The following is a 13,426-nucleotide window of genomic DNA, read 5'->3' on the forward strand; positions in this document are numbered from 1 at the left end:
TAAGAGGCTTTAGTAAGCTGAATAAGGTAAATTGGCTATTATTATAAAAGGGTAAGAGAGTGATTGGGGATGGTTGGGGGAAGGATTGTTACCTCATACATGGTTATCGCTGTGAAATATCATGATATGGAGCCTGCTATAAGGTAACATTTCCATTTCATACCGAGAATGCAGTAGGCACACCAGCATCAAGCGATGTAATTTTATACAGGATTGTTTGCTTCTATAGGACATCCATGCACAAACATCACAAGAAATACTTTCATTTCTATAATGATTTTCTATCATTTTTTGCGAAAATATATCGTATATAAAGTTTATCTAAATAAAACCGTGACTGGATTGACTATTTTCTCTAGAGGCATAAAATAGTGTCAGCAGATAAGCTCTGCGTACTTATAGAAATAGAGGGTGCATCTATGTTAAAGAAAATAAAGCATCTGATACTGGGGGAATCTCTGCGCAGTGATGCGCTTGCACATGAAAAATTCAGTGTGTTATGGGGACTTCCCGTGCTGTCAAGTGATGCGATATCATCTGTTTCCTATGCCTGTGAAGAGATTTTGATGGTATTGATACCGGTTATGGGATTGGCCTCCTACGGGCCGTTGATGAAGGTTGGCTTTGCGATTGTATTTCTGCTGTTTATTCTGGTATTCTCCTATCGGCAGACAATCAACTGTTATCCGCAGGGAGGCGGCTCTTATATTGTAGCCAGTGACAATCTGGGAAAGGTGTTCGGTCTGATTGCGGCTTCTTCCCTAGCTATTGATTATGTGCTGACGGTTGCAGTCAGTGTATGTGCGGGAACAGCTGCGATTACATCTGCATTTCCCCAGCTGTTATCTGTCCGTACGGAAATTGCATTGCTGATTATCACGCTGCTTACGATTGGCAATCTGCGTGGTATGAAGGACAGCAGTATTCTGTTTGGGATTCCCACGTATCTTTTTGTATTTACAATACTCCTTATGATTCTGACTGGCTTTGTGAAGGTATTCGTTTTTCACGAGATTCCAAATCCTCCAGCAGCTGTCCCTGGCACTGTGGAAAGCCTTAGTCTGCTTCTGTTCCTGAAGGCATTTTCAAGTGGGTGTACAGCGCTGACTGGAGTTGAGGCGGTCAGTGACGGTATTCCGAATTTTCGTGCGCCTGCCCAGAAAAATGCAAAGCGGGTGCTGTATCTGCTGGCTGCCCTGGTGTTTATCATCTTCCTGGGGATTTTATCCCTTGCTTCAGTGTATCATATTGTGCCTCATGCGAATGTGACGGTAATAGCTATGATTGCAGAGGAGGTATTTGGCAAAGGTACACTGCTGTTTTACCTAGTGCAGATTACCACTGCGATAATTTTGACGATGGCTGCCAATACTGCATTTGCTGATTTGCCCCTGCTGCTGTCTATCCTGGCAAGAGATGGCTTTGTGCCGAGACAGTTTCTGTCACGCGGCAGCCGTTTGAGCTTTTCCAATGGGATTTTATTGTTGTTTCTTCTGTCTGCAGCACTCGTTATTGCCTTTCATGCCTCCTCCCATCTGCTAATGCCGTTGTATGCAGTGGGCGTGTTTCTGTCATTTACTCTTTCACAGGCAGGGATGTTTGTACGCTGGATGAAGAGAAAGGAAGGAAACTGGCGGCATAAGGCAGTTATCAATGGTTCCGGTATGCTGATTACAGCCATAACCTGTGTGATTATTGCAGCTAGTAAATTTATGCATGGTGCATGGATCGTACTGCTCTGTATTCCTGTTCTGGTATATCTTATGGAACGGATTCACCGGCATTATGCATATGTCAAAGAAAGTCTGAAGATACGAAGCGACCAGGAGCTGCAGCCCTGTGCTATACAGAGTGGTGGAAAAGTTATATTGCCGGTGGATTCTATCAATCGCAGCTTTCTGAAAGCATATCATTATGCCTGCTCCTTGCAGGTAAAGCAGATGGAATTTTACCATGTCAATACGAATGCGGAGGCGGCAATGAAATTACAGGCTGTGTATGAGCAGATGCAGTTGAATATTCCGCTGGTTATGGAGGAAGCTCCCTATCGCAATGTAAATGAAATGATATTACAGCATGTGAGAGCTGCCCAAAAGGATTTGAAGCCAAAGGAAAGTGTGACTGTGATTCTGCCGCAGTTTGTTATGAAAAAGAAACGGTTTCATGCCCTTCATAACCAGACCTCCATGCAGTTGAAGCTGCAGCTTAGTAAACTGCGCAATGTATCAGTTATCAGTGTTCCCTATATTATGTGACATAATGAAAAGCTGAAATCCTGTTGTACAGGAAAGGGAAGTTTGGTTTGTGGTTTCTTCTTTAAGGTATAAGGATAAAAGGCTTATAAGACATTGAGTATGTTGTTCTTCATGATGCTCATATGCCCATTGGTCGAAAAAGAACCTATTCTGTGAATATCTGTTTGTTATGCAGGCAGGATAAACTGGTATACATGACAAAAGGCTGAAGCCTCCTGAAGCAGTTAAAAATAATATCTGAGATGCAAAAATTATTATATGGTATGATATGTCTGTTATGTAAGTGGCAGAAAAAGAAACAGCGGATTTACTTAATTTGCCATATTGCATGGTGAATTATTATACGAAATGTATCAGGAAGATCGTCTTTTACAAAAAATAAATTGTTTTTTATGAAAGTGTTTGTTATAATGATTAGGAACGTATTGAGAAAGGAGGATTATTATGGGCATTTTAGACACCTTACTGATGATTGCAGCGGTCGTTTTAATAATACTCTCCTTATTGCAAAGCGGAAAATCTGACGGATTGGGAAGCGCCTTCGGTGGTAGCGAAGGTCTGAATCTGTTTGCCAATGTCAAGGAACGTGGCTCTGAAAAAGTCATGTCCAATGTCACCCTGGTTACAGGAGTCGTGTTTTTCGCACTTGTTATAATCATTCGTATTGTTAAGTAAGCAAGAAAGACCGTCTAAGGTCTTTTTTTAATGGTATAATAAATATATGGAAAAAAGGAGTGCTGATAAGCTATGAATAAAAAAGAAGAATTGCTTGCGCTCATTCATGGAAACGGTTATCGGGGAATGCATGCTGCGCAGCTATCAAGAGCCCTGGATATGGAAGACAGTGCATCGTTCACGGAGCTGATGAAGCTATTGAATGAACTGGAAGCACAGCATATACTTGCCAGAGATGCAAAAGAACGTTATTTCACAAGTGAAGAGTTAGGTTATGTTAGCGGAACTCTGCGAATCAATCCGAAGGGATTTGGATTTGTGGAGACTGCGGAAAACAGTTACTATATCGGAAGGGATCATCTGGGGCTTGGCATGGATCATGATACGGTGTATGCAAGAACCTGGACGAATAATGATAAGAGTGTTGAAGGAGAGGTTGTAGAGGTTCTGGAGCACAGTGTTAAGCAGCTTGTAGGAACTGTAAAAATCAAGGAAGGAAGAAAATATTTCCTGTCGGATGGATTTCTGAATTACCGCAAGGTGCGGGTGACCAATTTCGATGATTTCCGTCTGGTCAATGATTCCAAGGTATTATTGGGAATTGACAGCTATGGTACGGTTTTAAAGTGTCATATCATAAGGGAAATCGGATATAAATATGATCCCGGAATTGATATTTTATCCGTACTGCTGGAAAAGGATATCAATCCGCAGTTTCCTGAGGATGTCATGCAGGAGGTGCAGCAGATTCCAGAAACCATTCATGAGGATGAAATTACACAGCGTGAGGATTTCCGCAGGCTGTTGACAATAACCATTGACGGAGACGATGCAAAGGATCTGGATGATGCAATTTCTGTGGAAAAGCTGGATAATAACAAGGGCTATCGCCTGTATGTTCATATAGCGGATGTTTCCCATTATGTAAGAGCAGGCAGTGCAATCGATCGGGAAGCCTATGCTCGGGGAACCTCTGTGTATGTAGTGGATCGTGTGGTACCGATGCTGCCGCATGCATTATGCAATGGTATCTGTTCCCTGAATCCAAAGGTGGATCGTTTAACATTGACCTGCTGTATGGATATTGATAAAAAGGGAGAGGTTACCAATTACCGTATTGTTCCATCGGTTATCTGCAGTGATGAGAGAATGACCTATAAAAAGGTCAATGCGATTCTTGCAGGGGATGAAGGTGTACAGAACGAGTATCCGCAGCTGTTGAAGCTGTGCCTGGATATGAAGGTATTAGCCGGTATTATCCGCCGTAGGAGAGAACGTCTTGGAGCGATTGACTTTGATACAAAGGAAGCAAAAATTCTTGTGGATGAAAAGGGGAATCCGACCGATATCGTCCTGCGAGAGCGTGGAGAGAGCGAGCGGATCATTGAGGATTTTATGATTGCCGCTAATGAATGTGTTGCGATGCACGTAAAATGGATGGAGGTTCCTTCCATGTACCGTATTCATGAGGCTCCGGAGGCGAAAAAAATGCAGGATTTCGCAAAAACGGCGAAGTCTTTGGGCTATACGTTCCAGGGCGGTATTCAAAATGTGTATCCTGCACAGCTGCAGAATCTGTTAAATGAGGCAAGAGGTCAGGAAAACTATTCCGTGCTATCAAGCTTTATGCTGCGGGCGATGCAGAAGGCCCGTTATGATAACCGCTGTATCGGACATTTTGGTCTGGCATTAAAAAATTATCTGCATTTCACTTCACCCATCCGGCGATATCCCGATCTGGTGGTGCATCGTATGCTGCGGCGTTATGTCTTTACTACCTGTGATGACGCACAGCGTATGGAACGTGATGAGCAATGGTGTGAAGCAGCTGCTAATCAGTCAAGTGAGCGGGAGCGCAATGCTGTTGATGCAGAACGTGAAGTCGATGACATGAAGAAGGCACAGTATATGGAACGCTATGTCGGTCAAAGCTTTGATGGCGTAGTCAGCGGGATTACGAAATTCGGCATGTTTGTGGAACTGGATAATACCGTTGAGGGGCTTGTGCATGTAACAACTCTTGACGATGATTTCTATCATTATGATGAAATGACAAAATCTCTGATAGGAGAGCATACTGCCAAGGTTTATAAAATGGGACAGAAGGTGCGTGTAAAATGCACCGGGGCGGATCGCTTCAAACGGGAAGTGGATTTTGAAATCGTAAAGAAGAAAAACAGACAGCGCAGAAAAGCAGCTCGTTAAGCTGTAGAGGGAAAGTGTATGAGGAAAGCATGGATCATTTTGGGGTGCTTGTTGCTGACAGGGGGATGCTCTGCAAAGGAAGTCAGTAAGCAAAACAAGACAGAAAAGGAAACACCGGTTGCTAAGAGTGAGGTGGCGGATGATATCCGTGATGTATCCTTTGTAGCCGTAGGCGATAATCTGATTCACGGGGCTATTTTCTATTACAATGCGAAGGAAGATGGTACCTATGATTTTAAGGATATCTATGAGCATACAAACAGCTATACACGCAAGGCGGATATTGCCTATATCAATCAGGAGACGATTTGCGGAGGTACCGAGCTGGGGTTGAGTCATTATCCATCCTTTAACGGGCCGTATGAGGTTCTGGATGCTGTTGCGGATGCCGGCTTTGACTGGATGGCAGCGTCCAGCAATCATACACTGGATGCAGGTACACAGGGGATTTTGAATCAACTGGAGTATATGAAAAAGCATCATCCGGATATCAGGGTTACTGGAAGTCATGCAACTAAGGAAGAAAGCGAACAGCTGCAGGTGATTACACGCGATGATGTGCGCTTCGGGATTCTTGGCTATACGTATGGGTTAAACGGCTATGTGCTGCCCAAGGGAAAAGAGTTCATGATCGATTTGATTGATAAGGATAAAATAAGAAGTGATGTGGAAAAGCTGAAAAAGGTGAGTGATGTTCAGATTGTCAGCATGCACTGGGGAACAGAGTATTCTTTTGAACCTAATGAGGAACAAATGGAGCTGGCACAGCTTCTGAGTGATCTGGGGGTGGATGTCATTATCGGTGAGCATCCGCATGTGATACAGCCGATGGATTATGTAACCGGGAAAGATGGAAATAAAACGCTGGTCATTTACTCTCTTGGAAATTTCCTGTCTGCGCAGGATGATCATGAGAATATGCTGGGTGGTATGGCCAGGTGGACATTATCCTATAATAAGGCGAATGGTGATATCAGCTTTAAGAATGTGGAATTTCTTCCTACCGTTACACACATAGAAGGAAACTTTTCCTTTTTCCGTACATATGCTTTAAAGGATTATACAAATGAACTGGCGGCGCGGCATACGCTGACAACACAGTATCAACAGGATAATACAAGAGAATATTACATCAGCCTTACAAATAAGGTTATGAATGATAAAGTGAAAATCGTATATTAGTAAAGGAGTACATGCATGGCAGGAAAAAAGATTATTGTATTCAACCGAAAAGCATCGCATGAGTATTTTCTGGAAGAACGTTTTGAAGCAGGTCTGGTTCTGCAGGGGACGGAGATCAAGTCAATCCGTCAGGGTCATGTGCAGATCCGTGATGCATATATCAGCTTTACAAATGATGAGGCATATGTGAAGGAGATGCATATTCTTGGCTATGCATTCGGTAATCGGTTCAATCATGATGAAACCAGAATCCGTAAGCTGCTGTTGCATAAGGAAGAAATACGCAAGCTGCAGCAGAAGGTGAAGCTGAAGGGCTACACGGTCATTCCGATTTCGGTGTATTTGGAAAAGGGGATGGCGAAGATGGAGATTGCGCTTGCCAAGGGAAAGGATCTTCATGATAAGCGGAATGCGCAGAAGGAAAAAGATGCCAAGCGGGAAATTGAAAAGGCGCTGAAGAATCAGTATTAACTGCTTATTCTATCAAAAAAACAAACGGCATTGTAGTTTACGGTATTTTGTGGTAAACTAACAATGCCTGAAAACCGGGGGTGTACTGGTTTCGACAGGGATATGTCTGGTACAGATTGCAGTCGAGTGGTTACGTAATAACCAATTAAATTTAAACGGAAAAACTAAATTAGCTAACCTTTTTGGTGCAAACCAGAGAGTAGCTTTCGCTGCTTAATAACCGACATAGGTTCGCAGCCGCCTCTGCATGCTTCTTCCTTGACCATGTAGATGTGCGCAAAAGACGCAAGGGATAAGGAATCCGGTCTGCCTGGGGCCGGGCTCACGAAAATCATTTCAGGCGCATTCATCAGTGGCTGTTCATGACCGTCTGATGTCTTACTCTTCATGAACTAAACTGTAGAGGTCTGTACGTGGGGCTGTTTCTGGACAGGAGTTCGACTCTCCTCACCTCCACCAAATAAAAGTGCCAAGTTGGATGCCATCGAAAAAAGCCGATAAATAAAGGCTTATTCGATGATTTGTCCAACTTTTTCATTTACCCATTCACCGTGGATGTCATCAGAATTTTATGAAAAATGAGCGATTTTTGGGTGCTGAAATTTAAAGAACTGTGCCAAGTTGGACGACACTGTATCAAATATTGTGAGGGATGGCATCTTGTGATATGCTTGGTATAAGCTATGTAATAAAATTGGTGATTTGACAATCTTTAAATTAAAGACATAAGAAGAATACTTTATGGATAAAAGATAGAGCAAGTGCAAATACTGCTCGAAAATTATCAAGTTTGAAGCTCTTAGCAATGAAAAAGTTGAATATGTTAATAAAAAGTTTTCCAGTGGGAACTGTATTGAGAAGGTATGAAGCAACTTTTTTCATAGATCAATTAAAAGAAAAGTATTAGGATCAAGATATGTCCTACCATGAGTTGCCGTTTTATGAGACTGATTCATTATTTCATCATACAGATTATGATATGAAGTATTATCCAAATAAATTGAATATGAGATAGCTGAGGATCTACAGTCGTAGGGAAGCGCTGTAATCGGATGTATCTGTATGGAGATAGAAGAACTGCAGAAACAAATACAAGCAAAAGAACAGTAGATAGAAAATGTTCAAAAACAGTAGGGTGATCAATCAAATGCTGGAAGAATCTTCACAAGTTATGGAAGAAACATCCTTGTTGCTAAAAATGAGATAATAGAATTATTGAGACAAATAGAATAAAAGTGTAAATACAAAAACAGAAACTAATGATTGTTTCTATTCAGTTGTGCTATAATAAGAAAACAGAGAAGGAGGAAATAGTATATGATCATTAAAACCTCAATAATACAGTTTTTAAAAGATACTCCTAACTCAGCGTACAATTCTATAAAAACAGAATTTTTATACCATTCAAATAAATTAGAGGGAAGCACCTTCACAAAAGATAATTTGGAAAAATATCTGCAAGAAAATATCGTAGAAGGTAGTCATAAAATAGATGATATATACGAAACAATAAATTCTACAAAGCTGTTTGATTTTGTTGTAGCTACATTAAGCGAACCTTTAACAAAACGTTTGATACTTGAATTTCATAGTATGTTAAAAAAGAATACACTGGATCAGGAACGAGGTTTTGCAGGATGTTGGAAAAAAATTCCTAACATGATAACAGGGACACAGTTAGAGTTAGCTCAGCCTTGGGAAGTTGAAATAAGGATTGAGGAATTATTAAATGAATGGAATATGTCAGAAAAAAAACTTGATGATATAATGAGGTTTCATGCAAGATTTGAGAAAATACATCCCTTTCAAGATGGAAATGGTCGCATTGGAAGATTCCTAATGCTGAAGCAATGTATAGAGAATTGTATTGATTTGATACTGATTGACGATGAATACTCAAAACAATATAAAGAGGCTCTATACAGGGCTCAAACAGAAAATGAATATGCAGAGCTTAAAAGGATTTTCATATCATGTCAAGAGCGCCTGAACGATAAACTCAGTTTTTTGAAAGAAACATTGGAATATATGGAGACATATAATGTGAAAATGAATGAGCCGTCAATATGAAAGATGATACAGATCTTATAAGAGATCTGTGTTTTCTTGTGAATGGAAGAACAACAGGGAGAGTTTAAATTCATTTCAAGATTTCATGCGAATTCACAAATTATTGCTTCTCACTACACATAAGAATCAGAGGATTCTGAACGAGGAATGTTAAAATATTATGAATTCCATTAACATGTAAATACAGGGAGGGCTATTTATGAAGCTTACAGTGACAGCATTTTCTAATACATTGCAGGTGCGCAAGCTAAATGAGCAGGATGCACAAAGCATATATGCCTTATGCAAAGCAAACAGAACCTATTATAAATATTTTAAAACAGAGCCAACAGTGGAAAATATCACAGAGGATTTATATCGTACACCGCAAGGAACGACAAGTGAGGATAAATATTTTCTCGGTTTCTTTCATCAGGATGAAACACTTGCAGCTATTCTTGATTTGATTGCAGGATATCCGGATAAGGATACAGCATTTATCGGACTTTTTATGATGGCAGTTAATCTGCAGAAAAAAGGGATTGGTACAGCAATACTGCAGGATGTTTTAAAACAACTAGGCAGACAGGGATTTTCCCGTATAAGACTTGGCTGTATTGCAGATAATCAGGAAGCCTTATCCTTTTGGAAGCGAAACGGATTTCAAGTGACAGGGCAGCGGACACAAACAGAGGATTATGAGATAATCATCATGGAAAAGGCTTTGACAGCTAAATAGTACAGAACACGATACTATATGTTCAGAAAATATCGGGTTTCTTTCATAACAAACAGCTAGAATAGGGATGGAAGGAGAATGGTGATGGAACTGATTACTGGAATCAATAAGGTTATGGCATACACGGAAGAAAACCTGAAGGGTGAGCTTGATCCAAAGAAAATTGCTTTGCTTTGCGGATGTCCCTATGCGGAATTTCAGCGCATGTTTTCTTTAATAAATAATATGAGCTATCTGGAATATGTCAGAGCGAGAAAGCTGTCACAGGCAGCTGTGGATATTCTTCATACAAAAAAGCGGATTCTGGATATTGCGTTGGAGTACGGATATGAAAGCGGTGATGCATTTGCGATGGCATTTCGCAAAGCCTATGGCTGTTCCCCCAGTAAGGCTCGGAAGCAAAATATGCAGCTACAGCTGTTTCTGCCAAGAACCTTTGACCTTGCCATTCATGGTGATAAAGGAATGAAATATGAATGTATGACAAAAGCAGCCATAAAGCTGTGCGGGCTGTCTGTGATTTCTTCACAAAATGAAAACCGCTCCATAGCCTTCTGGGCGAAGGTTAAAGCGGATGGCACTCTGCAAAGCATGATGAAGGAAGCGGGTACAGCTATTTCTTATGGCCTGTGCTTTGGTTATGAACCAGATGGAAGCAATCGCTATATGATTGCGGTGGAGGGACTGCTGGCAAAGCCGCTTGAAACATATGTGCTTCCTGCAGCACAGTGGATGGTATTTCAGAATACCGGCCCTGTATCCACCAGATTGCCTGCTCTGTGGAAAACGATTTACACCGAAGTGCTGCCCGCATGCGGCTATGATAGAAATACGGCATTACCAACAGTGGAAAAGTATGGAGAAGGGAATTGTGAAGCACAGGATTTTCATATGGAAATATGGATACCGGTCATACCAGGGTGATGTGTATATGGAGCTCAGACTATTATAGGCTTCATGACAAAAAAGCTGAAAATCAAAGGAAAAAGCATCGCGTATGAAGTGATTCCTTTACAGAACATAAGCTGCGGAGTGTTTTTATACCATTGTCGATACAATGGATAAAAGCATTCTTTTTTATGTCCTCATATAAGAAGAATCTTATCATTTTGCGATGCTTTACGCTGTGAATTTTTTTATGCTGACCTGCTACTCCTCACCCAGCTGATTGACATATTTCTGGAACGCTGTCTGATACTGACTGAGCTTGTCTGTTTTTAAATCCAGTCCGGAATTCGCCTTGATTTCATTATTTTGTACAATCTGATCCGATTCCTTGATACCGTCGTACAGCTTCTTCCACGCATATTTTACATCATCATACGTTTTATCCTTCAATCCGGTTATAAATGTATTATACTCTTCAAGCTTTGCGACAGCTTCCTTGTATTGCTTCAGCGTCAGCTCAATGTCCAACTCCTGTCCGGTCGCGGAAGTACCACTGGATGTATAATAGGCCATATCGCATAGACCCAAATTCCAGATATCCGTGATATACCAGTCGTTGATTTCACGCAGCTTATTCTTCACTTCCTTTACTGACAGCTCGGATGAGCTTTCACTGCTTTTCTCAGAATCACCCTTTGAATTATCCCCATTACTGCATCCGGTAAGGATGAGCATTCCTGCAAGTAAAGCAAACAATAATTTTTTCATAGTAAACGCCTCCATATGTATATCATATCACTTTTTCTCATACATAGGATATGATTCTGATAACTTTTTAAATGTAAATTTTTTCCATAAAAATAAAAAAATCCGACAGCATATCACTGTCAGAAACCTAGGCAGGCCATCATCGGGAAACTGATTTGTGAGAATGAAGTTAAAAGCCAGATATCTCGATGACGGTATGGTTATTATAAACGATTTTTGCACAAAATGCAATATATTATTTATAATATAGTAACTAAAAATATGCTAATAATCATAAGAAATGTTACAAATAGCATAATATAAGTTTAAATCAGAAAATACTGGTAACACTTATACTATAATAAAATATATAAGTGGTGATACTATGGAAAATGACGTTATGATTGAAAAATTCATTGATTATGTAAATGACAGAATAGAGGATTTGGATATGACAAAGTCTTCTCTGGCAAGAAGTGTCGGTCTGGATAAAAATTCTGTCACAAAATATCTGAAAAAGGAACGGGCTATGCCTCTGCATGCGGCCTTGAAAATCGCAAATTATCTGAATATGGATATCAGCAGAGTCTGTGGAGTGAAAACGGAACAGGTACTGCTTCCTATTGAATTAAATCTGATTCGTGAGCTGCGAAGTGTTAAGGATGAGACTACAAAGGTACGTCTTACACTGGATTTCATCAGTATAACCAAATCCTTTAATTCCAGCAGTCATTAGAATCGGCAAATCAAAAGGCACCCAACAGACGGTGTCTTTTCTGCTGTCTTGGCTTTTTAGCGACAATCCGCTATAATGTTCATAATCAGGAGGCAGGTTATGAAAATCAATGAGGAACGTTTATGGAGACATATACAGGAGCTTGGACAGATTGGACGCTCAGCGGATGGCAGTGTGACGCGTTTTCCGTTCACGAAGGAGGATGAGGCTGCTGCCAGGCTGTTGAAAGGCTGGATGCAGGAGGCAGGTCTGTGTGTTCGTGTGGATGCGTGTGGAAATATCATAGGAACCATACCGGGGAGGAATGAGAAGCTCGCTCCGGTAATCTGCGGCTCACATTTTGATACGGTGAAGGAGGGCGGAATCTTTGACGGCTGTCTCGGTGTTCTGGCAGGTATAGAGGTATTACAGACGATACAGGAAGCAGGAATACAGCCCAAGCGGCCTTTAAAGGTCATCGGCTTTCGGGATGAGGAAGGAAACCGCTTCGGCTATGGTATGATTGGCAGTCGCTCTGTTTGCGGTAACGTAGATGCTGCAGGCCTGCAAAGTGAGGATCATGACGGCATAACGCTTGCACAGGCTATGCAGGAGGCGGGCTATCATCCCCAACGCTATATTTCATGCCGTATAGCTCCGCTCGCTGCCTATTACGAGCTGCATATTGAGCAGGCGGATGTTTTATATGCGCATGATTGTCCGGTAGGAATCGTAGAAGGGATTGCCGGACTTGTTCGCTATACCGTTACCATCAGCGGTCGAAGTGCACATGCAGGGGCTACCCCGATGCAGCGGCGGCATGATCCAGTAACTGCTATGGCACGCTGGATTACGCAGATTACACAGCTGGCTTCGCAATATCCGCATACAGTGGCAACGATCGGAGAAATTCATACCCTTCCGGGTGCGTGTAATATCATTTGTGATCATGTACGCTTCTCCTTGGATTTACGCTCCCTTGACGACCTTGTAATTGTGAGGATTCTAGATGTCATGCAGGAATTTGAAAAGCGGTTGGAAAAGGAACAGGGAGTACAGGTGCAGCGCCGGCTGGAACAGAAGCTAAATGCCTCTTTGTGCAATGAGAGTCTGAAGCAGGAGCTAAAACAGTGCTGTGAACAGCTCGGATTACAGACCATGCAGCTTGCCAGTGGTGCGGGGCATGACTGTATGAACTTCAGGGATATTTGTCCGACTGCGATGATTTTTGTACGCTCTCAACATGAGGGAGCCTCTCACTGCTGTGAGGAATACAGTACCAAAGAGGACTGCAGAGATGGGTGTCAGCTACTGCTGGAGGCATTGAGGAAGTATTTGTAAACAATCAGGTAACAATTACCTATGCATAGCCGTTTACAATTTGTTCTACTATCGGTATAATGAACTCTGTTGTGCTCACCATATAATGTCGGGATATGGCCGGCAGTTTCTACATCTCACCGGAAATGAGATACTATGGTGCTTCTTCTTTCATGATTA

Annotated in this window: 11 protein-coding genes, 1 other RNA gene and 1 riboswitch; of the genes, 11 read left to right on the forward strand and 1 reads right to left on the reverse strand. The window is 41.5% G+C overall.

From position 1 onward, the window contains the following. Nucleotides 1–419 precede the first annotated feature (419 nt). From GKZ87_02690 to GKZ87_02730, 9 genes are all read left to right on the forward strand, one after another. Nucleotides 420–2,255: an amino acid permease gene (locus tag GKZ87_02690; protein ID QSI24487.1), complete on the forward strand. Its 1,836-nt coding sequence runs from the start codon at nucleotides 420–422 to the stop codon at nucleotides 2,253–2,255. A 444-nt stretch (nucleotides 2,256–2,699) separates the two neighbouring features. Beyond that, nucleotides 2,700–2,930 (forward strand): preprotein translocase subunit SecG, encoded by a 231-nt coding sequence (secG, locus tag GKZ87_02695; GenBank protein ID QSI24488.1) that lies wholly within the window; start codon nucleotides 2,700–2,702, stop codon nucleotides 2,928–2,930. A gap of 72 nt (nucleotides 2,931–3,002) precedes the next feature. After that, nucleotides 3,003–5,135: a ribonuclease R gene (gene rnr / locus GKZ87_02700; protein ID QSI24489.1), complete on the forward strand. Its 2,133-nt coding sequence runs from the start codon at nucleotides 3,003–3,005 to the stop codon at nucleotides 5,133–5,135. Between the two features lie 18 nt (nucleotides 5,136–5,153). Next, nucleotides 5,154–6,317 carry a CapA family protein gene (locus GKZ87_02705; protein QSI24490.1) on the forward strand — a complete coding sequence of 388 codons (1,164 nt, stop codon included), beginning with the start codon at nucleotides 5,154–5,156 and terminating at the stop codon, nucleotides 6,315–6,317. A 15-nt stretch (nucleotides 6,318–6,332) separates the two neighbouring features. After that, the gene (gene smpB / locus GKZ87_02710; GenBank protein ID QSI24491.1) at nucleotides 6,333–6,788 is read left to right on the forward strand and encodes an SsrA-binding protein SmpB; all 456 of its coding nucleotides are present in this window, start codon (nucleotides 6,333–6,335) and stop codon (nucleotides 6,786–6,788) included. 76 nt (nucleotides 6,789–6,864) lie between these two features. Beyond that, nucleotides 6,865–7,247: a transfer-messenger RNA gene (gene ssrA, locus GKZ87_02715) on the forward strand. Nucleotides 7,248–8,105: 858 nt separating this feature from the next. Then, on the forward strand, nucleotides 8,106–8,858 hold the full coding sequence (locus GKZ87_02720; protein QSI24492.1) for a cell filamentation protein Fic: 753 nt from the start codon (nucleotides 8,106–8,108) through the stop codon (nucleotides 8,856–8,858). A gap of 199 nt (nucleotides 8,859–9,057) precedes the next feature. Further along, the gene (locus GKZ87_02725; GenBank protein QSI24493.1) at nucleotides 9,058–9,576 is read left to right on the forward strand and encodes a GNAT family N-acetyltransferase; all 519 of its coding nucleotides are present in this window, start codon (nucleotides 9,058–9,060) and stop codon (nucleotides 9,574–9,576) included. A gap of 84 nt (nucleotides 9,577–9,660) precedes the next feature. Further along, complete coding sequence (locus GKZ87_02730) at nucleotides 9,661–10,500, forward strand: helix-turn-helix domain-containing protein (protein QSI24494.1); 840 nt, start codon at nucleotides 9,661–9,663, stop codon at nucleotides 10,498–10,500. A gap of 225 nt (nucleotides 10,501–10,725) precedes the next feature. Here GKZ87_02730 and GKZ87_02735 read toward each other — a convergent pair whose 3' ends face one another. After that, nucleotides 10,726–11,232, reverse strand: coding sequence for a hypothetical protein (locus tag GKZ87_02735; GenBank protein ID QSI24495.1), 507 nt, complete (start codon nucleotides 11,230–11,232; stop codon nucleotides 10,726–10,728). A 364-nt stretch (nucleotides 11,233–11,596) separates the two neighbouring features. Between GKZ87_02735 and GKZ87_02740 the strand changes: the two genes are divergently transcribed. Together GKZ87_02740 and GKZ87_02745 are read left to right on the forward strand one after the other, a co-directional pair. Beyond that, a complete protein-coding gene (locus GKZ87_02740) occupies nucleotides 11,597–11,947 on the forward strand; it encodes a helix-turn-helix domain-containing protein (protein QSI24496.1) in 351 nt (116 codons plus the stop codon). Between the two features lie 99 nt (nucleotides 11,948–12,046). Next, a complete protein-coding gene (locus GKZ87_02745) occupies nucleotides 12,047–13,267 on the forward strand; it encodes a hydantoinase/carbamoylase family amidase (protein QSI24497.1) in 1,221 nt (406 codons plus the stop codon). Nucleotides 13,268–13,325: 58 nt separating this feature from the next. Next, nucleotides 13,326–13,423: riboswitch (purine riboswitch) on the forward strand. The last annotated feature ends 3 nt before the right edge of the window (nucleotides 13,424–13,426 follow it).

It is taken from the genome of Erysipelotrichaceae bacterium 66202529, assembly GCA_017161075.1.
Taxonomy (GTDB): Bacteria; Bacillota_I; Bacilli_A; order Erysipelotrichales; family Erysipelotrichaceae; genus Clostridium_AQ.